This window comes from Methylorubrum extorquens (genome assembly GCF_024169925.1).
Lineage (GTDB): Bacteria > Pseudomonadota > Alphaproteobacteria > Rhizobiales > Beijerinckiaceae > Methylobacterium > Methylobacterium extorquens_A.
Genome location: NZ_JALJXF010000001.1, coordinates 2264273 through 2285680, shown reverse-complemented (window position 1 = coordinate 2285680; position 21408 = coordinate 2264273). Strand labels below are relative to the sequence as shown.

The 21408-nt window shown below is 70.4% G+C and carries 15 protein-coding genes; 13 read left to right on the top strand and 2 right to left on the bottom strand.

Features of this window, described 5'->3' with window-relative positions; all coding sequences use genetic code 11:
- Positions 1 to 765 precede the first annotated feature (765 nt).
- From J2W78_RS10675 to J2W78_RS10630, 10 genes are all read left to right on the top strand, one after another.
- A complete protein-coding gene (locus J2W78_RS10675) occupies positions 766 to 2091 on the top strand; it encodes an N-acetylmuramoyl-L-alanine amidase (protein ID WP_253374015.1) in 1326 nt (441 codons plus the stop codon).
- Positions 2092 to 2233: 142 nt separating this feature from the next.
- A complete protein-coding gene (locus J2W78_RS10670) occupies positions 2234 to 4651 on the top strand; it encodes a penicillin-binding protein 1A (protein ID WP_253370431.1) in 2418 nt (805 codons plus the stop codon).
- Between the two features lie 292 nt (positions 4652 to 4943).
- Positions 4944 to 6056 (top strand): dimethylsulfone monooxygenase SfnG, encoded by a 1113-nt coding sequence (gene sfnG / locus J2W78_RS10665; protein WP_253370429.1) that lies wholly within the window; start codon positions 4944 to 4946, stop codon positions 6054 to 6056.
- Positions 6057 to 6329: 273 nt separating this feature from the next.
- On the top strand, positions 6330 to 7589 hold the full coding sequence (locus J2W78_RS10660; protein ID WP_253370427.1) for an SfnB family sulfur acquisition oxidoreductase: 1260 nt from the start codon (positions 6330 to 6332) through the stop codon (positions 7587 to 7589).
- A 159-nt stretch (positions 7590 to 7748) separates the two neighbouring features.
- The gene (gene paoA / locus J2W78_RS10655) at positions 7749 to 8399 is read left to right on the top strand and encodes an aldehyde dehydrogenase iron-sulfur subunit PaoA (protein ID WP_253370425.1); all 651 of its coding nucleotides are present in this window, start codon (positions 7749 to 7751) and stop codon (positions 8397 to 8399) included.
- Positions 8400 to 8412: 13 nt separating this feature from the next.
- Positions 8413 to 9387 carry an FAD binding domain-containing protein gene (locus tag J2W78_RS10650; protein ID WP_253370423.1) on the top strand — a complete coding sequence of 325 codons (975 nt, stop codon included), beginning with the start codon at positions 8413 to 8415 and terminating at the stop codon, positions 9385 to 9387.
- Positions 9388 to 9398: 11 nt separating this feature from the next.
- Positions 9399 to 11636 carry a xanthine dehydrogenase family protein molybdopterin-binding subunit gene (locus J2W78_RS10645; RefSeq protein WP_253370421.1) on the top strand — a complete coding sequence of 746 codons (2238 nt, stop codon included), beginning with the start codon at positions 9399 to 9401 and terminating at the stop codon, positions 11634 to 11636.
- Positions 11637 to 11762: 126 nt separating this feature from the next.
- Positions 11763 to 12017, top strand: coding sequence for a hypothetical protein (locus J2W78_RS10640; RefSeq protein WP_253370419.1), 255 nt, complete (start codon positions 11763 to 11765; stop codon positions 12015 to 12017).
- A 108-nt stretch (positions 12018 to 12125) separates the two neighbouring features.
- The gene (locus J2W78_RS10635; RefSeq protein ID WP_253370417.1) at positions 12126 to 13466 is read left to right on the top strand and encodes an NCS2 family permease; all 1341 of its coding nucleotides are present in this window, start codon (positions 12126 to 12128) and stop codon (positions 13464 to 13466) included.
- Between the two features lie 132 nt (positions 13467 to 13598).
- Positions 13599 to 13793, top strand: coding sequence for a hypothetical protein (locus tag J2W78_RS10630; RefSeq protein WP_253370415.1), 195 nt, complete (start codon positions 13599 to 13601; stop codon positions 13791 to 13793).
- On the opposite strand, the gene J2W78_RS10625 is transcribed toward J2W78_RS10630, so the two are convergent.
- Positions 13782 to 14825 (bottom strand): LLM class flavin-dependent oxidoreductase, encoded by a 1044-nt coding sequence (locus J2W78_RS10625; protein WP_253370413.1) that lies wholly within the window; start codon positions 14823 to 14825, stop codon positions 13782 to 13784. The genes J2W78_RS10630 and J2W78_RS10625 overlap by 12 nt on opposite strands.
- A gap of 643 nt (positions 14826 to 15468) precedes the next feature.
- Between J2W78_RS10625 and J2W78_RS10620 the strand changes: the two genes are divergently transcribed.
- Entirely contained in the window at positions 15469 to 15693 is a 225-nt protein-coding gene (locus J2W78_RS10620; RefSeq protein WP_253370411.1) for a hypothetical protein, read from the top strand.
- 226 nt (positions 15694 to 15919) lie between these two features.
- Here the strand turns inward: J2W78_RS10620 and J2W78_RS10615 are convergent, their stop codons facing one another.
- Complete coding sequence (locus tag J2W78_RS10615) at positions 15920 to 17089, bottom strand: dimethylmenaquinone methyltransferase (RefSeq protein ID WP_253370409.1); 1170 nt, start codon at positions 17087 to 17089, stop codon at positions 15920 to 15922.
- A gap of 411 nt (positions 17090 to 17500) precedes the next feature.
- Here J2W78_RS10615 and J2W78_RS10610 point away from each other — a divergent pair, with 411 nt between their 5' ends.
- Positions 17501 to 19135, top strand: a complete 1635-nt coding sequence (locus J2W78_RS10610; RefSeq protein WP_253370407.1) for a glucan biosynthesis protein D — start codon at positions 17501 to 17503, stop codon at positions 19133 to 19135.
- Between the two features lie 73 nt (positions 19136 to 19208).
- Positions 19209 to 21371: a glucans biosynthesis glucosyltransferase MdoH gene (mdoH, locus tag J2W78_RS10605; RefSeq protein WP_253370405.1), complete on the top strand. Its 2163-nt coding sequence runs from the start codon at positions 19209 to 19211 to the stop codon at positions 21369 to 21371.
- Positions 21372 to 21408: the final 37 nt, after the last annotated feature.

Below are 21408 nucleotides of genomic sequence, written 5' to 3'. Positions count from 1 at the left end.
GGTGGGGGTTGAACAGGGCCGGGGCGACGGAAGGGGCGAGGCGACGCGAAAACCGCGCGCCTTCGGCACGAGCAGCGGCAACCGATGCTGTGCGTCCTCCCATCCTGATCCGGCCTCGCGAAGATGGTGGGCCGGCGAGCGGCCCGTACAGATTTCATGGGCACGACCGCCCCGGAATGATCGGGAGGCCGCGAATGCCGTGACACCCGCCCGGATGCCGGGAGGCGCCGACTGACGCTGCTGATTCGAGCGAGGTGGGCGCCGACATGCCCCGGGCGCGCCCGGGGGCCGCCGAAGCGCCAACCCGGGAATGGGGTCGGTATCATTACAGAGTGTCGCGGGAGAATTGCAAGGGTTCCGTATGACGGGCCTCGGCACTTCGTCACGGATGCGCCATCGCTGGCGCCTTTCCGTCAACCGACAGCCGCGCCAACTAAGGACATCCCATCCGCCGCCCTCGATCCTGATGGGGCCGCGCAAGCGGCCTCGACGAATCCTCCAGCTGGAAGCGCAATCCCCGGAGGATCTGTCGAAGCCGACGCTGCGCGCCGGCACCGCAGGATGTGGGGGAGGGTGGGACAGGGCGCCCCGCCACCCCTGTTGCACCGAACGATCTACAGCCTCCGCCTGCGACCCCAGGCAGTGTCGCCCTCGCACAACAGCGGCGCCGGGATCGGCGGGGGCGGAGTGAGGAACGGTTAACCATCTCGGCCGTATCTCGTATCGGAGGCTTCCCCGGACCCCCCGATGTCGCTTGGCCGCCCGATGCCGCACAGCACTCGCCTGCCCCGCACCGGACTCGTCCGCCCCATCGCCGCCCTCGGGCTGGCGGGCGGTCTAGTCCTGACCGTCGGTATCCTGGCCGCCAGCCCTGCGCCGGCTCAGGACGGCCCCGGCAGCCAGCAAGCCGGCGGCGCGGCGGTGGCGATCGCCGCCGAAACCGCGACGCGGGACGGCACGACCCGGCTCACGCTCACCCTGTCGAAGGCGATCGAGGCCCGCGCCTTCGTAATGGAGCGGCCGGACCGGGCGGTGATCGACCTGCCCGAGGTCAACTTCCAGCTCGATCAGGAGCCGGGCAAGATGAGCGGCCGCAAGCGCGACGGCGCCATCGCCTCGTTCCGCTACGGCCTGTTCGCCCCGGGCCGCTCGCGCATCGTCGTCGATCTCGCCGGCCCCGCCGTGGTCGAGGCGATCGAGACGGTCAAGACCCGCGAGGGCGCGGTGCTGGTCTCGATCCCCTTCCGCAAGGTCGATCGCGACACCTTCCGCAAGGCGGCGGTGGCGGGCGATCCGAGCCCGGCCGCCGCGGGCAAGGCCGCGCCGGTGCGCGAGACCGCCGACACGCGCCCGCTCATCGTCATCGATGCCGGCCACGGCGGCACCGATCCCGGCGCCATCGCCGCCACGGGGGTGTTCGAGAAGGACATCGTCTTCGGCTTCGCCCAATCCTTCGCCGAACGCCTGGAAGCCTCAGGCCGCTACCGCCTGTTGATGACCCGCGACCGCGACGTGTTCGTGCCGCTGGCCGAGCGGGTGCGCCTCGCCCGCGAGGCCAAGGCCGACCTGTTCGTCTCGATCCACGCCGATTCGATCTCCGCCGCGCCGCAGGTGAAGGGCGCCACGATCTATACGGGCTCGGAGAAGGCGACCGACGGCGAATCCGCCCGGCTCGCCGAGCGCGAGAACCGGGCCGACGCCGCCGCCGGCACCGAATCCGGCGAGGCGCCGGCCGATGTCGCCGACATCCTCCAGGAACTGACCCTGCGCGAGACCCGCGGCTTCTCCTCGGGCTTCGCCGGCCGGCTGATGGGCCAGCTCTCCCCGGTGATGGAGATGAGCACGAAGCCCCACCGAGAGGCCGGCTTCAAGGTGCTGCGCTCGCCCGACGTGCCCTCCGTGCTGATCGAACTCGGCTACCTGTCGAGCAAGAGCGATCTGGAGAAGCTGCAATCGGAGGAATGGCGCATGCGGGTGACGGGTTCGATGGCCAAGGCCGTTGACTTGTTCTTCTCCGGCCGGGCCACCCTCTCGCATCCCGGCCCGGTTGCGCCGCGGCGCTCGGCGGCCATCGCCCCAGTTTCACCATAGAACCGGTGTCGATACGGGGCTCGACGAGCCCCCGTCCGCTTGCAAGAAGCGCGGCCGCGCGGGGCCTCACCAGTGCCCGCGGCAGGCCCTCGCGCCCGGCCTTCATCGGCGCGCAGCGGACGAGCGACGGAACGGACCCCGGATGCGTTTCATCCTGCGATTCTTCGCCTTCCTGTTCTCGGCCGGTGCGGTGGTGTTCTGCCTCGCCGCCGCGGCCGGCGCGTTCTTCTACTGGAAGTACAGCCAGGACCTGCCCGACCACGCCGCGCTCGCCAACTACGAGCCGCCGGTGATGACCCGCGTCCACGCGGCGGACGGTTCGCTCCTGGCCGAATACGCCCACGAGCGGCGCCTCTACCTGCCGATCCAGGCGATGCCCAAGATCGTCGTCGCCGCCTTCCTCTCGGCCGAGGACAAGAACTTCTACAAGCACGGCGGCATCGACCCCGAGGGCATCGTCCGCGCGATCCTCACCAACGCCCAGTCCGGCAAGAAGCAGGGCGCCTCGACCATCACCCAGCAGGTGGCCAAGAACTTCCTGCTCTCGGCCGAGCAGACCTACGACCGCAAGATCAAGGAAGCGCTGATCGCGCTGCGGATCGAGTCAGCCTATTCGAAGGACAAGATCCTCGAACTCTACCTCAACGAGATCTTTCTCGGCACCATCGTTCCGGGCCGCAACCTGCACGGCGTCGCGGCGGCGGCCCTGGATTACTTCGGAAAATCCGTCCACGAGCTGACGATCAACGAGGCGGCCTATCTCGCCGCCCTGCCCAAGGGCCCGAACAACTACCACCCCTACCGGCGCACCCAGCAGGCGCTGGCGCGGCGCAACGAGATCATCGGCCTGATGGCCCAGAACGGCTACATCACCGCCGAGGAGGGTACCGAGGCCAAGAAGCAGTCGCTCGGCGTCAACCCACGCGTCGCCTTCCCGAACGCGGCCAACGCCAACTACTTCACCGAGGAAGTCCGCCGCGAGATCTCCGAGCGCTACGGCCAGAGTAAGCTCTACGAGGGCGGCCTGTCGGTGCGCGCCACCCTCGACCCGAAGATGCAGGCCTGGGCGCGCAAGGCGTTCATCGACGGCCTCGTGCGCTACGATCAGGGCCGCGGCTGGCGCGGGGCGGAGCATAAGGTCGATCTCACCGGCCGCGACTGGGGCCAGGCGGTGGCCGAGATGCCCGCGCTCGGCGACATCGCCCCCTGGCGGCTCGCCGTGGTGCTGAACACCAATGGCGGCGTGGCGCAGATCGGGCTTCAGCCCAAGCGCGAGGCCGGCGGCACCCTCTCGAAGGAGCGCGAGACCGGGGCGATCACCGCGGAAGGCGTGAAGTGGACCGGCCGCGCCGTCGCCACCGCGGTCAAGCCCGGCGACGTGGTCTATGTCGAGGCGATCGACCCGGCCAAGGGCACCTACCGCCTGCGCCAGAAGCCCGAAGTCTCCGGCGCCATCGTCGCGATGGACCCCTATACCGGCCGCGTCCACGCCATGGTCGGCGGCTTCTCCTACGAGGAATCCGAGTTCAACCGCGCGACCCAGGCGATGCGCCAGCCCGGCTCCTCGTTCAAGCCGATCGTCTACTCGGCGGCGCTCGACAACGGCTACACCCCGTCCTCCGTGGTGCAGGATGCGCCGATCACCATCGAGGCCGGCCCCGGCCAGGAGGCGTGGTCGCCCTCGAACTACGACGGCAAGTCCGGCGGTCCGCATACGCTGCGCTACGGCATCGAGCACTCGAAGAACCTGATGACGGTGCGGCTGGCCAAGGATATCGGCATGCCGCTGATCGCCGAGTATTCCCGCCGCTTCGGCGTCTACGACGACCTGCTGCCCGTGCTGCCGATGTCGCTGGGTGCCGGCGAGACCACGGTGATGCGCATGGTCACCGCCTACTCGATGCTCGCCAATGGCGGGCGCCGCATCCGCCCGACGCTGATCGACCGCATCCAGGACCGCACCGGCGAGACGATCTACCGCCACGACAACCGCAAATGCGTCGGCTGCGACGCGGAGAAGTGGTCGGGCCAGGATGAGCCCAAGCTCGTGGACGAGTCCGAGCAGGTGCTCGACCCGCTCACCGCCTACCAGATGGTTTCGATCATGGAAGGCGTGGTCCAGCGCGGCACCGCGACCCTGCTCAAGCAGATCGGCAAGCCGCTTGCGGGCAAGACCGGCACGACGAACGACGCCAAGGACGCGTGGTTCGTGGGCTTCTCCCCCGATCTCGCGGTCGGCGTGTATCTCGGCTTCGACAAGCCGCGCTCGCTCGGCGACCGGGCAACCGGCGGCGGGCTCGCCGCCCCCATCGTCCTCGACTTCCTGAAGGTGGCGCTCAAGGACAAGCCGCCGACCCCGTTCCGCGTGCCGGCGGGAATCAAGCTGATCCGCGTCAACGCCTCCTCCGGCACCCGCGCCGGCTCGGGCGAGGGCGGCGGCACCATCCTGGAGGCGTTCAAGCCCGGCACCGCCCCGCCGGACTCCTATGTCGCCCCGTCCGCTCCCGCCGCGGTGCCGCCCGATGCGGGCGCCGCCGCCCAGGCCGGCGGCGTCTACTGAAGCCCGTCCACCACGACCCGGTATCGACAGAGAGCCGCCCCACACGGGGCGGCTCTTTTCGTTTCGGCGTGCTCCCGATGGCGAATCGTATTCAACGACAACGATCTTCGCCCGGATGCGGTACGGCGAAGAACGAGCTTTCGCGATGAGCTGAAAATACGCCCGATCATTCCTTTGACGGCGCGTTGTTCCGCAGCAATGATCCAACACGACGAGATGACGTGACAGCAATACCTGTCATCGCCTCGAACTGTTCCAGATCAACGCTTCTCAAAGCGAGCGCCGCGCCACCATGTCCGTCCGCAACGCATCCTCCTCGCCCGAGCCGATCCGCTTCGCCTACTGGGTGCCCAACGTCTCGGGTGGCCTCGTCATCAGCAAGATCGAGCAGCGCACGAGCTGGGATGCGGATTACAATCGCAAGCTCGCGCAGATCGCGGAAGCCGCGGGCTTCGATTACGCGCTGACCCAGATCCGCTTCACCGCCGGCTACGGCGCCGAGTACCAGCACGAATCGGTGGCCTTCAGCCACGCGCTGGCCGCCGCCACGACCCGGCTGACGGTGATCGCCGCGATCCTGCCCGGCCCGTGGAACCCGACGCTCGCCGCCAAGCAGATCGCCACGATCTCCCAGCTCACGGAGGGGCGGATCGCGGTCAACATCGTCTCGGGCTGGTTCTCCGGCGAGTTCCGGGCGATCGGCGAGCCCTGGCTCGATCACGACGAGCGCTACCGCCGCTCGGAGGAGTTCATCCGCTCCCTGCGCGGGATCTGGACGCAGGACGCCTTCAGCTTCCGCGGCGATTTCTACCGCTACACGGACTACACCCTGAAGCCGAAGCCGGGGCCGAACCTGCCGGAAATCTTCCAGGGCGGCTCCTCGCGCGCGGCCCGCGACATGGCCGCCCGCGTCTCCGATTGGTACTTCACCAACGGCAACACCCCGGAGGGCGTGCGGGCGCAGGTCGCGGATCTGCAGGCCAAGGCCCAGGCGAACGGCCATTCCGTGAAGGTCGGCGTCAACGCCTTCGTCATCGCCCGCGAGACGGAGGAGGAGGCCCGCGCCGTCCTTCAGGAGATCATCGAGAACGCCGACCCGGACGCGGTGAAGGCCTTCGGTCACGAGGTGAAGAACGCCGGCAAGGCTTCGCCCGAGGGCGAGGGCAACTGGGCGAAGTCGAGCTTCGAGGATCTCGTCCAGTACAACGACGGCTTCAAGACCAACCTGATCGGCACGCCCGACCAGATCGCCGAGCGCATCCTCGCTCTCAAGGATGCCGGCGTCGATCTCGCGCTCCTGGCCTTCCTGCACTTCCAAGAGGAGGTGCAGTATTTCGGCGAGCACGTGATCCCGCGGGTCCGCGCGCTGGAAGCCGCCCGCGAGCGCCGGGCCGAGGCGGCCTGACCCTTACGCCATCAGCCGCATTTTCCCTCTCCCCGAGCGGGGAGAGGGCCGCGACGACCCTGTGGTCGGCGCGGCAAGGCGGCAGCCGAGGGTGAGGGGGCTTGGCCGGAAGGGCTCATCCGGAGCCGCCCCCTCACCGCCGCTCCGGCTTCGCCTCCGCTTCCCGCAGGCACGACAAGGTGCCTGCGGGCCTCTCCCCGCGCGCGGGGAGAGGGGGGGGCTTCCGACAGGACGCAGCCAGCCATTCTTCCCTCCATCGACGGAGACCGCTCCATGACCATCGCCGTCAATCCCACCACGGCCGAGGCCGGCAGCCGGCCGCAGGGCGTGCCGGGGCCCGCGCGCCCCGCGACCCCGGCCCACGTCATCCGCGACGACGCCGAGGCGATCCGCATCGCTCACGAGCTGGCGAAAGCTTTCCGCGAGGGCGCGTCCGAGCGCGACCGCACCAATGCCCGGCCGCTCGCCGAGCTCGACGCCTTTTCCCAGAGCGGCCTGTGGTCGATCAACGTGCCGCGGGCCCATGGCGGGCCGGAGGTCTCCTACAAGACGCTGGCGCAGGTGATCGCGATCATCGCCGCGGCCGACCCCTCCATCGCGCAGATCGCGCAGAACCATCTCGGCATCGTCGCGGCGGTCCGCACCGTCTCCGATCCGGAGCAGCAGGCGCTTCTCTTCGCCGAAGTCCTGAAGGGCACCCGCTTCGGCAACGCCTTCTCGGAGCGCGGCACCAAGCGCGCCGCCGAGTTCGAGACCCGCTTCACCGATCACGGCGACCACGTCATCGTGCGCGGCCAGAAGTTCTACTCGTCGGGCGCGCTCCTCGCCCATCTCGTGCCGATCGTCGCCCTCGATGGGGAGGGCCGCGCCTGGTACGCCATCGCCGAGCGCGATGCGCCCGGCCTCACCGTGATCGACGACTGGTCGGCCTTCGGCCAGCGGGGGACGGCCAGCGGCACCGTCATCATCGAGGACGTGCGGGTGGAAAAAAGCCACCTCGTGCCGGGCTACCGCGCTTACGAGGCGCCGCGGGCGGACGGCGCCATCTTCCAGATCATCCAGGCTGCCGTCGATGCCGGGATCGGCCGCGAGGCGCTCGACGACACCATCGACTTCGTGCGCGAGAAGGCGCGCCCCTGGATCGACAGCGGCGGGGAGCGGGCCTCCGACGACCCCTACACCATCCGCACCATCGGCGACCTGACGATCCGCCAGCACGCGGCGGAAGCCCTGCTCGACCGGGCCGGGCTGGCCATCGACGCCGCGCTGGCGAACCCGACCGCCGAGAGCGTGGCGGCGGCCCAGATCGCGGTCGCAGAGGCCAAGGTGCTCACGACCGAGACCGCGCTCGCGGCCGCCAACATCCTATTCGAACTCTCCGGCACCCGTTCGACGCTCGCCGAGCACAACCTCGACCGCCACTGGCGCAACGCCCGCACCCACACGCTTCACGATCCCGTGCGCTGGAAATATGCGATCATCGGCAACCACGCTCTCAATGGGGTGAACCCGCCGCTCCACGCCTGGAGCTGAAGCTTCCGATCCGCCGGGCAGACCGCGCCGCTGCGCCATAGGGGCGCGGGCTCGCCTCGGATCAACTTGAGCGCTGTCGCGTTCCGCCTGTCAGATTTCGATCCATTCCAGACTGGCCGCCACACGCGGCCGGTCCGGATGCGCGGGACGGCAGGCCTGATGACGGACCATTCGACGAGAGACCGACGCTTCGATCCATCGCGTCGCACGGTGATGGGAAGCTGCGCCGCGCTGGCGACACTGGGTGCTTCCCTGCGCGGCCGGGCGGAGGCGGCCCCGGTGGCGGTCGATCCGCAGCCGCAGACCATGCCGGTCTCGCTCGAGATCAACGGCACCCGGCACAATCTCACCCTCGACACCCGCACGACCCTGCTCGACGCCCTGCGCGAGCATCTCGACCTCAACGGTTCGAAGAAGGGCTGCGACCACGGCCAGTGCGGCGCCTGCACGGTGCTGGTGAACGGCCGGCGCATCAATTCGTGCCTCTCGCTCGCGGTGATGCACGAGGGCGATTCCGTCACCACCATCGAGGGGCTGGCGGACGGGGACACCCTGCACCCGCTTCAGGCCGCCTTCCTGCACCACGACGGCTACCAGTGCGGCTACTGCACGCCGGGCCAGATCTGCTCGGCCGCCGGCATGTTCTCGGAGATCGAGGCGGGCTGGCCAAGCCACGTCACCGACGACCTGACGCAGAAGGCCTCGCTCACGGACGCGGAAATCCGCGAGCGGATGAGCGGCAACATCTGCCGCTGCTCGGCCTATCCCAACATCGTCGCGGCGATCCGCGACGCCAGCACCAAGATTTGAGGAGGCGAACCCCATGAAGGCTTTCGCCTATGAGCGCCCGGCCACGATTCAGGACGCCGCGCGTCTCGCCGCCGAGCGGCCCGGCGCCCGCTTCATCGCCGGCGGCACCAACCTGCTCGACCTGATGAAACTCCAGATCGAGACGCCCGCGACCCTGATCGACGTCAACCGCCTGCCGCTGGCCGAGGTGACCGACACGGAGGAGGGCGGCCTGCGCATCGGCGCGCTGGTGCGCAATTCCGACCTCGCCGCGCATCCGCGGGTGCGCAAGGACTACGCGGTGCTGGGCAAGGCCCTGCTCGCGGGCGCTTCGGGCCAGTTGCGCAACAAGGCGACCACCGCCGGCAACCTGCTGCAGCGCACCCGCTGCTACTATTTCTATGACACGACCAAGCCCTGCAACAAGCGCGAGCCTGGCTCGGGCTGTGCGGCCATCGGCGGGTTCAACCGGATCATGGCGGTGCTGGGGGCGAGCGATGCCTGCATCGCCACCAACCCCTCCGACATGAACGTGGCGATGCGCGTCCTCGACGCCACCGTCGAGACGGTCGATCCGCAGGGCGCCAAGCGCAGCATCGCGATGGCAGACTTCCACCGCCTGCCCGGCGACACTCCGCAGATCGAGACCGACTTGAAGGCCGGCGAACTCATCACCGCCGTGACGCTCCCCAAACCCGTCGAGGGCGTGCACCTCTACCGCAAGGTCCGCGACCGGGCGTCCTATGCCTTCGCCACGGTCTCCATCGCCGCGATCATCGCCAAGGGCGAAGGCGACAAGCCGAAGCTGGCCAAGCTCGCCTTCGGTGGGCTGGCCCATAAGCCCTGGCGCGTCGAAGCGGCGGAGACTGCGCTGGTCGAGACCGGCTCGGCCGATGCCGCCGCAGACCGGGTGCTGGACGGCGCCCGCGGCCAGGGCACCAACGACTTCAAGATCCCGCTCACCCGCCGGACGCTGCGCGCCACCGTCGCCGAAGCCCTGCGCGCCTGAGGAAATCCGCCATGGACATGAACCAGCCGATCGGCGCGACGCCCCTCGACGGTAAGCCGGACGGGCTCGTCGGCCGCCCCATCGACCGCATCGAGGGGCGCCTCAAGGTGACGGGCGCTGCGCCCTACGCCTACGAGACCCGCGACCTGAAGAACCCCGCCTACGGCTTCCTCGTCGAGGCCGGCATCGCCAAAGGCCGCATCCGCAGCCTCGACGTCTCCGCGGCCAAGCGCGCGCCGGGCGTGCTCCTCGTGATGACCCACGAGAACGTGCCGGAGCAGGGGGAGAAGAAGGAACAGGTCTACCCGCAATTGCAGGGCACCGAGATCCGCTTCCACGGCCAGCCCATCGCCTTCGTGGTGGCGCAGAGCTTCGAGCAGGCCCGCGCGGCGGCTGCGCTGGTCAAGGCCGAGTACGATGTGCAGACGCCCGAGGCCTCGCTGAAGGCGGCCCGGCCTACGGCGATCGAACCGAAGCCGGCGCAGACGCAGCCGGACTCCAAGCTCGGCGACTTCGACGGCGCCTTCGCCGGCGCCCCGGTGAAGCTCGACGTCGAATACACCACGCCGGTGCAGATCCACGCACAGATGGAGCCGCACGCGACCATCGCCTCGTGGGAGGCAGGGCCGGACGGCGAGCGCGTAACCCTGTTCACCGCCAACCAGATGCTCAACCGCGGCCAGACCTCGCTCGCCTCGGTCCTGAAGCTGAAGCCGGAGAACGTGCGGCTCGTCTCGCACTATGTGGGCGGCGGCTTCGGTGCGAAGCTCCAGCCGCAGCCCGAGGCGATCCTGTCCGCGCTGGCCTCGAAGAGCCTCAAGCGCCCGGTGAAGGTTGCGCTGACCCGCCAGCAGGAATTCCACGTCGCGACCCACCGTAGCGACACAATCCAGCGCATTCGCCTGGGCGCCGACGAGAACGGGCGGCTCACTGCCATCGCCCACGAATCCTGGTCGGCCACCGCGCCGGGGGATCCGTTCTACGAGACCTCGGCCGTGGTCACCCGCTCGCTCTACGCGGCGCAGAACCGTCTGACCCGGCACCGGCTCGCCAACCTGAACGTGCCCATCGCCTCCTCCATGCGGGCACCGGGCGAGGCAGTCGGCCAGCTCGCCTTCGAATGCGCCATGGACGAGTTGGCCGAACAGCTGAAGGTCGACCCGATCGAGCTGCGCATCCGCAACGAGCCGGAGCAGGATCCGGAAAAGAAGGTGCCGTTCTCCACCCGCCAACTCGTCGCCTGCATGCGCGAGGGTGCCCAGCGCTTCGGCTGGGACAAGCGCGGCGCCACGGGCACGACGCGGGACGGGCAGTGGCTCGTCGGCATGGGCATGGCGGCGGCCTCGCGGCTCAACCCGCTGATGCCCTCGCAGGCCGGGGTGCGCCTCAACCCCGACGGCACGCTGACCGTGCGGATGGCGATGACCGATATCGGCACCGGCACCTACACCATCCTGGCGCAGATCGCGGGCGAGATGATGGGCCTGCCGGTCGAGCGCATCCATGTCGAGATCGGCGACACCACCTATCCCAAGGCGGCCGGCTCCGGCGGCTCGTTCGGCGCGGGCTCGGCCGGCTCGGCGCTCTACGTCGCCTGCGACAACCTCCGCCAGGCGCTGCTGCAATCGGCCGGCATGAGCCCGGAGGGTGCGGTGTTCTCGCAAGGGCGCGTCACGGCCGGCAACCGTTCGGAGACGCTGACGGATCTGGCCGGGGCGCAGGGCGTCGAGGCCAAGGGCGAAATCAAGCCCGGCGCGATGAAGGAGAAGTTCTCGCAGCATTCCTTCGGCGCGCATTTTGCCGAGGTCGGGGTCGATATGGACACCGGCGAGATCCGCCTGCGGCGGATGCTTGGCGTGTTCACCGGCGGGCGCATCCTCAACCAGAAGACCGCCCGCTCGCAGGCGCTCGGCGGCATGATCTTCGGCATCGGCGCCGCCCTCATGGAGGCGGCCGAGACCGACACCCGCTACGGCTACTTCGTGAACCACGATCTGGCCGAGTACCACGTTCCGGCGCATGCCGACGTGCCGGCCATCGACGCGGTGTTCCTGCCCGAACTCGACGACAAGGCGAACCCGTTGAAGAGCAAGGGGCTTGGCGAGGTCAGCATCTGCGGCGCCGGGGCGGCACTCGCCAATGCCGTCTACAACGCCACGGGTCTGCGCATCCGCGACTACCCGCTGACACTCGACAAGGTGATCGACGGCTGGAACGAGCGGGAGGGCGCGGCCCAGCGCCGGACCTGATTCCTTTCGCCCCATCCCGCGCGGACGGCACCCGGATTGCGGATCGCGATCCGGGTGCCCAGGTCGGAGTCGCCGTTCCTGCAAACATCGTCCGACCGGCTTGGGCCGGAATGTAAGTCCCCCTCCATGACCCGTTTTTCGATCCTCGCCGCGCTCGTCCTCGGCAGCATCACACCTGCCGCCACCGCGATGGCGCAGACCTTCCCGAACGACGAGGCGTCCGTGCGCTACCGGCAGCTCATCCAGCAGCTTCCGCCCTCCGAGCGCCCGCGCCCGCACGATCCGCGCTGGACCACGAACGCGCTCAGCCCCAGCGTCGGCCGCTTCGGCCTGCCCCTGTCGGGCCCGGCCTCCCGCGGCGGGATGACGGCCGTTCGCTGAGCCTTCAGACGGACACGGCGGGCTGACGCGCTTGCGGTGACTGGATTGCTTCGCGGACCCTTGCGATGACGGTGCGGAACCGATCATCCGGGAAGGGGCCGTGAGGCAATGGACACCGAGCGGGACACGTCCACCGCGCCGCCGAACCTGCTGGAGCGCCTGTTCCAGCTCCGCGCGCACGGCACCACGGTCCGCACCGAACTGCTGGCGGGGCTGACCACCTTCCTCACCATGGCCTACATCGTCTTCGTCAATCCGAGCATCCTGGCCGATGCGGGAATGCCGAAGGGCTCGGTGTTCGTCGCCACATGCCTCATCGCCGCGCTGGGCTCCCTCGTGATGGCGTTCGTCGCCAACTGGCCGGTGGCGCTGGCGCCGGGGATGGGGCTCAACGCCTACTTCGCCTACGTCGTCGTCCAGGGCATGGGCTACACATGGCAGGCGACGCTCGGCGCCGTGTTCATCTCCGGCCTGTGCTTCCTCGCCGTGACGCTGACGGGCCTGCGCGGGATCATCGTCGCGGGCATCCCGCGCTCCATGCGCATCGCGCTCACCGTCGGCATCGGGCTGTTCCTGGCGATCATCGCGCTCAAGAACGCGGGCGTGGTGGCCGCCAACCCCGCCACCTTCGTGACGCTCGGCGACCTGCGCCAGCCCGGCACGGTGCTGGCCGCCCTCGGCTTCCTGATGGTGGCGGTGCTCTCGGCGCGGCGGATCAAGGCGGCGCTGCTCCTCACCATCCTGACGGTGACGGGTCTGAGCTTCGTCTTCGCCGGCAACGCCTTCCAGGGCATCGTCTCGGCGCCGCCCTCGCTGAGCCCGACGCTGTTCGCCCTCGACATCCCCGGCGCGCTCACCGGGGGGCTTCTCAACGTCATCCTCGTGCTGTTCCTCGTCGAACTGTTCGACGCCACCGGCACGCTGATGGCGGTGGCGGGCCGCGCCGGACTCCTGCCGGAGACGGGGCGCTCGGCCGCGCTCGACCGGGCGCTGATGGCCGATTCCGCGGCGATCTTCGCCGGCTCGCTGCTCGGCACGTCGAGCACCACCGCCTATCTCGAGAGCGCCGCCGGGGTGGAGGAGGGCGGGCGCACCGGGCTCACCGCCGCGACCGTGGCCGTGCTGTTCCTGGCCTGCCTGTTCTTTGCGCCGCTCGCCGGCTCGGTGCCGGCCTACGCCACCGCGCCGGCCCTGTTCTACGTCGCCTGCCTGATGCTGCGCGATCTCACCGCGCTCGATTGGGACGACCTCACCGAGGTGATCCCGGCCTGCGTCACCGCGCTCCTGATGCCCTTCACCTATTCCATCGCCAACGGCGTCGCCTTCGGCTTCATCACCTACGCCGTGCTGAAGGCGCTGACTGGGCGCGCCCGCGAGGTGAAGCCGGTGGTGTGGGTGATCGCGGCCGTGTTCCTGTTCAAGTTCGTCGAGAGCGGCGGCGCGCACTGATCTTTCCACCGGCCGGACGACGTTTTTCAAGAACAAGTCGGTATCCGCGGGATCAGTGGCACGATCCGTCAAGGAATCCCCGCCACGATCAGGCCGTCCACGCCCGCCGGGCCCGGCCCCTGGATACCGGCCATGATCAAGCACACCGGCATCGCGATCCTTCTGGGCCTCGGCGGCTTCGCCCTAGGCAGCATCATCGCGCGGGTGACGGAGAAGGTGGGCGCCCTTCCGGCCGGGATGACGGAGGCGCCGCCGGCCCTGCGCCACATCTCGCAGCTTCCGCCGCCACCCGCCGCCGGGAAGCCCGCGGCCCGTTCAGGCCGCTGAGCGCGCGGGCGGGGCTTGCGCCGCCAGAGCGCCATGCGCCTCGGCAAGAATCGCGTAGGAGGCGAGCCGCGCCTCGTGGTCGTGGATGGCCGAGGCCACCATGACCTCGTCGGCGCCGGTCTCGGCCACCAGCGCCTCCAGCCCGGCGCGGACGGTCTCGCGCGAGCCCACCAGCGCGCGCGCCAGCATCCGCGACGCCTGCGCCTTCTCGGCCGGGTGCCAATACGCCTCGATGTCGTCGATCGGCGGGGGCAGGAGGCCGCGGGTGCCGCGCACCAGCCGGGTGAATTGCTGCTGCACCGTGGTGAACAGGCGCTGCGCCTCCGCATCGGTCTGCGCCGCGACGACGTTGACGCCCACCATGGCGTAGGGCCGCTGCAACTGCTCGGAGGGCTGGAAGCGGGCACGGTAGGCTTTGAGCGCCGGCAGCAGCGCATCGGGCGCGAAATGCGAGGCGAAGGCGTAGGGCAGGCCGAGCGTGCCGGCGAGCTCCGCCCCGAACAGGCTCGAGCCGAGGATCCACAGCGGCACCTTGAGGCCGGTGCCCGGCACCGCCTGAACCGGCTGCCCCTCCCGCGCCGGGCCGAACAGGGCCTGCAATTCGAGCACGTCCTGGGGAAAGCGCTCCGCCGACTCGTACGTGCGGCGCAACGCGCGCAGCGTCAGCCCATCGGTGCCCGGCGCCCGGCCGAGCCCGAGATCGATCCGGCCCGGATACAGCGATTCCAGCGTGCCGAACTGCTCGGCGATCACGAGCGGCGCGTGGTTAGGCAGCATGATCCCGCCCGCGCCGACGCGGATGCGGTCGGTGCCCGCCGCCACGTGGCCGATCACCACCGCCGTGGCGGCGCTGGCGATGCCGACCATGTTGTGATGCTCGGCGAGCCAGAACCGGCGGTAGCCGAGCCCCTCCGCATGCCGGGCGAGACTGACGCTGTTGGCAAGCGCCCGCCCCGGCGTGGCGCCCTCCGGGATGAAGGCGAGATCGAGGACGGAGAGGGGAGGCGGGGAGGAGGGATGGGAGGAGGACATCGGCAAGTCGCGCACCTTCGCTTCGCGCCCGTGCGGGCGGCAAAATCTGTTTCCCCTCGATGCGGACAGATCGTGTGCAGGGTGGCCCGGCGCAAGGAACACGGCCGCGCAGCAGGCCTCGGTTGCGGCGCGCGGCGCTCGAGCCAATGGCCGGTCAAGGCAGCCGCAGCCCGCGTCTGAAGAGAGGACGGACAAGTGGAAAAAAGGGGCTTGCGCGCCGTGCGCGAACCGTCCTAGCCTCTCTTCACAGGCGCTGCGGCGCCGTCCTGAGACAAGGAGGTTGGCCATGAAACATCACGGCATCACCGTCTCCCCCACGCGCACCGCCGACGCGGATCAGGACACGCCACCCAACCAGGATCGGCAGGGATAGTGGCTCCCTAAACGCTGCGACAGGTCGAGTTCCCCCGCCGGTCCGAGGGCGAGGCGGCAGCTCCCATCGCGCGAGAGAGTGTGGCCCCTGCAAAAGCCCGTCGGCGAAAGCCGGCGGGTTTTTTCATGCCGTGGTGCTCGCCAAGGTGGCGGAGCACCTGCACAATCGCTTGGCATGGAAGCGAAATTTCCACCACTTCGCGTTGTCGCCGTCATCCCGGCTCGGAGTTTGCACGCATGGCTCCGAACGTTGCCCGGAGACCGGCGCCGGATGCCTCTCTTTCATTTCGAGCTGTGCCGGAACGGCCGGGCGGTCGGCCGGACGGAGACGCGCGACTGCCCCGATTGCGGCATGGCCTTCCGCGCCGCCCGCGACATGATCCGCACCCTGCGCGAGTCGGACACCCTGCCCGACGGCGCCCGCGACCACACGCTGCGCGTCAGCTATGTCGATCACTCGACGCTGTTCGACCTGCCGTTCAACCTGGGGATCTGAGAGCGTTTTCGGTCGGCTGCCGCCTCGCTGCGCTCCCCGACGAGGGGGAGACGTAGCCCTCTCCCCGCCGGGCGGGGAGAGGGGAACACGCAGACACATCCGAAGCGATCAGCCAAAGCGGTATGAGACGCCATCCGCTCGATGGCTTCGGTGTCTTCGCCGTCACGGCGAGCGGAGCAAAGCCGTCCGGCGGCGCTGCGCCATCCGACCGCGCGAAGGGGGCGGATCAGCCCTTCCAGTTCTTCAACGCGGCGAACGGGCTGCCGGACAGGTCCGGGGGTGGGGGGTTGAGCACCGGCTCGACCTGGGCGACCGCGTCCTCGCGGGAATGCGCGCTGCCCTGGGGCAGCTTGCCGCCGGCCGCGTCGCGGTGGCCGCCGCCGCGGAAGGCGCGGGCGCCGTCGAGCGCCGTGCCGTCGATGGAGCGGAACGAGAGCGTGCCCGCCCGCTGCACGTTGACGACCCGCTTGGCCCGACCCGCCTCCATCACCTGATCGGAGACCCGCTGGAAGGTGCCGGAATCGAGGCCGAAGGAGAGCAGCGTGCCGTCCGAGAGGCGGTGGAACAGCGCGTCCGAGCGGGCGAGCGCCCGGGCGAGGCGCTGGCGCGCGGTCAGCGTCGGATCGTCGCCGGTCTCGTCGGCGAGGAGGCCGTCGACGAGGCGGGCACGCAACTCGCCCGAGCGGCGCTCCAGCTCCGCCGGGGTGGCGCCCGCGCGCAGCAGGCCGGCCGCCGCCATCAGCAGATCGGAGACGAAGCGGTCGTGCCAGGGGTGGCTCGCCGGCACCAGGGTCGAGACGCTGTCCCAGAACATCTCGTCGAGGGCGAGACCACCGGCGAAGGCGGGTTCGCCCTTCTTCCACAGGTCGAGCGCCTCGACCGACTCGATCAGCGTCGCGAGGTCGGCCGCCGCCGTCTCTCCGGGCACCTTCGCCTCGGGCGCGTAGAGGGCGCGCTGGTCATGGGTCATCCGCGTGGCGCAATGCGCCTCGTCGATGAGCACGAACACCTCCGGATCGCTCAAGTCAGCCCGCAGCAGCCCCGCGCGCTCCGGATCGGGCGCGACCTCCAGGTTCTGGCGCTTGAGCTGATCGATCGAGGAGGCGTGGTGATCGAGCACCACGAGGCGGTGATGCGCCCCCTCCGCCCGGCCGCGGTTCATCGCGGCGAAGCGGCGCAGGAAGGCGATGGTCGGCTCCTCCAGCCCGAGATCGGTCATCAGCAGCGTCTCGGCGGCGACCGCGCCGCGCAGGCGCTTCAGCTCGTCCTCCACCACCGGGCCGACATCGGAATAGCGGGCGACATGCACCACCCGCGCCACGTCCGCGAAGGCGGCGGCCACCGTCGAGGCGCCGTAGCCGTCGAGGTCGTGGTGGGTGATCTGCGTGACAATCATCGGCAGAATCATCGTCTCAAGGCTGGACAGGAGGCTCGCGGGACGCGAGACGGCGGGCACCGCTGACGCGGCGTGCGAGATCCGAGCCTCTTACGCCGGCCTGCCCCGGAAGGTCCACGGGCCTTCGTCGGCTCCGGGCTCGATGCCTTCTTTCCTGCGGCGCAGCGCCCGGCAACGGAAGCGGTGGCAGACGTGCCGCGAAGTCCGGGCAAAGCCGGCAACCTTAACGCCCGGTTCAGGCGTTAAGATCCTATCTGCGACCGTTCCTCACGCCGAGAACGCTCCGAGACGAACAATGTCTCACCAAACGCCCGGTCTTCGATCGTCTCCCCTCCGGGCCCGGCGGCGCAGCGGGCGTTTCTTGAGAAACGCGATGACTTTGTGACGATGACCGTGAGAGCCGACGAGGGAATGACGCATCCGACCGACCTTTCGACCCGCGATGCGGGTTCGGTGCCGATCGACCGCCGCCGGCTGCTCGGCGGGGTTGCGGCCGGTGCCGCCCTGGCCCTGCTGCCGGGCCAGGTGCAGGCGCAGGCCGCGCCGCCGGCCCTGCCCGCGGCGGGCTCGCCCTTCTCGGATGCCACCGTGCCCGACCTCGCCCGGGCGCTCGGCAACCGGCCCTTCGCGACCCAGGCTACGAACGACGTCCCCGACGCGCTCAAGAACCTGTCGCGGGAAGCCTACGAGGCGATCCGCATCCGGCCCGAGGCGCTGATCTGGGGCGGCGAGCCGCACGGTTTCGCGGTCGAGCCGCTGCCACGCGGCTTCTACTTCACTGATCGGGTCGCCCTGTTCCTCGTCGAGGACGGCGTGGTCCGCCCCGTCGTCTACGACCGCGCGCAGTACGACGCGGGCTCGGAGGCGGGCGCCGCAGCCCTGCCGGAATCCGGGCGCGAGCCAGGCTTTTCCGGCCTGCGCATCCGCGCGCGCTTCGGCGAGGGGCACCAGGATTTCGCGGTGTTCCAGGGCGCCTGCTTCTACCGGCTGGTGGGGCAGGGCCAGGAATTCGGCGTCGACGGGCGCGCGCTGATGCTGCGCCCGGCCGACCCGCGCGGCGAGGAATTTCCCCGCTGGCGCGCGCTGTTCGTCGAGCGCCCGAAGACGCCCGACGGCCCGCTGGTGATCCACGCCCTGATCGATTCCGACTCGCTCGCCGCGGCGCTACGCCTGGAGCTGCGCCCCGGCGAGACTTCGACCGCGGCGATCACCGCCACCCTGGTCACCCGCAAGGCGGTCGATCACCTCGGCTTAGGCGGCATGCAGGCGCCGTTCCTGTTCGGCCCGCACGACCGGCGCGGCGCGGACGACGCCCGGGCAGCGGTCTACGCCGCGGGCGGCCTGCAGATCCGCAACGGCGGCGGGGAGGCGATCTGGCGCCCGGTGCGCAACCCGGAGACGCTCCAGATCTCGGGCTTCCTCGACAACGGCCCGCAGGGCTTCGGCCTGATGCAGCGGGACCGTTCCCCGGCGACCTTCGAGGACGACGCGCACCGCTGGGAGCGCAGCCCCTCGCTCTGGGTCGAGCCGGGCGAGCCCGGGGGGGGCGCCGAGGGCCTGTGGGGGGAGGGCGCCGTGACGCTCCTCGAGATCCCGAGCGATTCGGAAGTCAACGAGAACGTCATCGCCTATTGGCGGCCGAAGGCGGCCGTGCCCGCGGGCCAGGAGGTCCGTCTCGCCTACCGGCAGAACTGGGGCCGGGCAGAAGCCCCGCCCTCGCCGCAGGGCGGCCCGCTCGCACGGGTCACGAGCACGCGCAGCGGTCGCGGCACCGCCAATCCCCGGCGCCTGTTCCTCGTCGACTTCACCGGCGACGGGCTGTTGACCGCCGAGGGCGCTCTCGTACCTCTTGAGACGGTGCTGATCGCCGGCCCCGGCCGGATCGTCGAGGGCGCGACCCGCTGGATCGCCCATCCGGAGACCCGCACCGTCCGCGTCGCCTTCGAGCTCGATCCGGGCAGCGAGCGGGCGTGCGAGCTGCGCCTTGCCCTCAAGACGGAAGGGCGACAGATCACGGAGACGTGGCTGTACCGCTGGACGCCGTAATCCCGTGTGAGCGCCGCGCCGACCCCTTGCTGACCCTTTGCCGGCCCCTTGCCGACCCCTCGCCGGAGCAACGATGCCCGACACCGCCGATAGCGCCTCGACCGTGATGGACCGCCCCGTGGCGCACCGGGCCGAGGTGCGGACCGAACCGGCCGCCATGCCGCCGCGCGCACAGCTGGCGATGCCGGTGCAGGATCTGCGCACCGGGCCCGCGACACGCCGCGACGGCGGCGGCGGGCCGCTGGCGGCGCGCCTGTTCGTGTTCGGCGGGGCCGCCGCCCTCACCGCCTACGGCGCGTGGCAGATGTACGAGGTGATCTCGGTCTCCGGCGGCGCGACCTGGCTCCAGTACGTGCTGCTGGTGCTGTTCGTCCTGAACTTCTCGTGGATCGCGCTGGCCTTCACCGGCGCGCTCCTCGGCTTCGCGACCCTGCTGCGGCGGGACAAGCCGGCGCCGCTGCCGGCGGCACTCACCACCCGCACCGCCATCGTCATGCCGGTCTACAACGAGGGCAGCGCCCGGGTCTTCGCCGGGCTCCAGGCGATGCATGAGGAAGTCGAGGCCACCGGCCTCGGGCGCCATTTCGACTGGTTCGTGCTCTCCGATTCCACCCAAGCCGACGCCTGGGTCGCCGAGGAGCGCGCATTCCTGGATCTGCGCGCCGAACTCGGCCCCGAGGCGCGGCTCTACTACCGCCACCGGGCAAAGAACCATCACCGCAAGGCCGGCAATATCGGCGATTTCGTCACAGGCTGGGGTGCTGCCTACGACCACATGCTGGTGCTCGATGCCGACAGCCTGCTCACCGGCGAGTGCATCGTGCGGCTCGCCGCCGCGATGGAGGCCGACCCGCAAGCCGGCATCATCCAGAGCCTGCCGCTCATCATCAACCGCAACACCCTGTTCGCCCGACTCCAGCAATTCGCCGCGCGCATCTACGGCCCCGTCATCGCCACCGGCCTCTCGGTCTGGTCGGGCCGCGACGGCAATTACTGGGGCCACAACGCCATCATCCGGATGCAGGCCTTCGCCGAGGCCGCCGGCCTGCCGGACCTCAAGGGCCGCCCGCCCTTCGGCGGCCACATCCTCAGCCACGATTTCGTCGAGGCGGCGCTGATCCGGCGCGCCGGCTGGGGCGTCACCATGCTGCCGCGGCTGGAGGGCTCCTACGAGGAGAGCCCGCCCTCCCTGATCGATCTCTCCGTGCGCGACCGGCGCTGGGCGCAGGGCAACCTCCAGCACGCCCGCGTCATCGGCGCGGCGGGCCTCGCCCCCGCCTCGCGCCAGCACTTCGCCACGGGCATCGCCGGCTACGTCGCCTCGCCGCTCTGGCTGGCGCAGCTCGTGATCGGCATCATCATCGTGCTGCAGACCGCCTGGGTGCGCCCGGAATACTTCTCCGCCGAGTTCGGCCTCTATCCGGTCTGGCCCCGCTTCGACCCGGTGCGCGCGCTCCAGCTCTTCGCCCTGACCATGGGTATCCTGCTCGCCCCGAAGTGTTTGGGACTGATCCTGGCGCTTCTGGACGGGAAGACCCGGCGGGCGAGCGGGGGCGCGGGACGGCTGACCTTGTCCTTCCTGATCGAGATCCTGCTCTCGGCGCTGATCGCGCCGATCGCGATGCTGGTCCAGTCGGGCTCGGTGTTCCAGATCCTGGCCGGGCGCGACACCGGCTGGAACCCGCAGCGCCGCGACGACGGCTCGATTCCCCTCTCGGACATCGTGCGCCGCCACCGCTGGCACACCGGCCTCGGCCTCGTCACCGGCGTCGCGGCCTTTGCCATCGCCACCTCCCTGTTCCTGTGGATGTCGCCGACGATCCTCGGCCTCGTGCTGGCGATCCCGCTCTCCTGGGCGAGCGGGCAACTGGCGCTCGGGCTTGCCCTGAAGCACCGCGGCCTGCTGGTGACGCCGGAGGAGCAGACCCAGCCGCCCATCGCCCGCCGCGCCGGCGAACTCGCCCGCCGCAACGAGGCCCGCGCCTTCGACGACACCGACGCGCTGGCCGCGCTCCACGCCGACCCGAGCCTCGCCCGCGCCCACGCCACGATGCTGCCCGAAGGCACGCCCCGGCCACGCGGGACCATCGACGCGGACCACACGCTCGCCCGCGCCAAGATCGTGGAGGCGGAAACCCTGACCGAGGCGCAGGCCTGGCTCACCCCGAAGGAGCGCTTCGCCCTCCTCCACGACCGCGCCCTCCTCGACCAGCTCACCCGCCTGCAGCCGGCCTGAGCCCGGCTCTCGGCCACCGCCCTGCGCGGCCGCACCG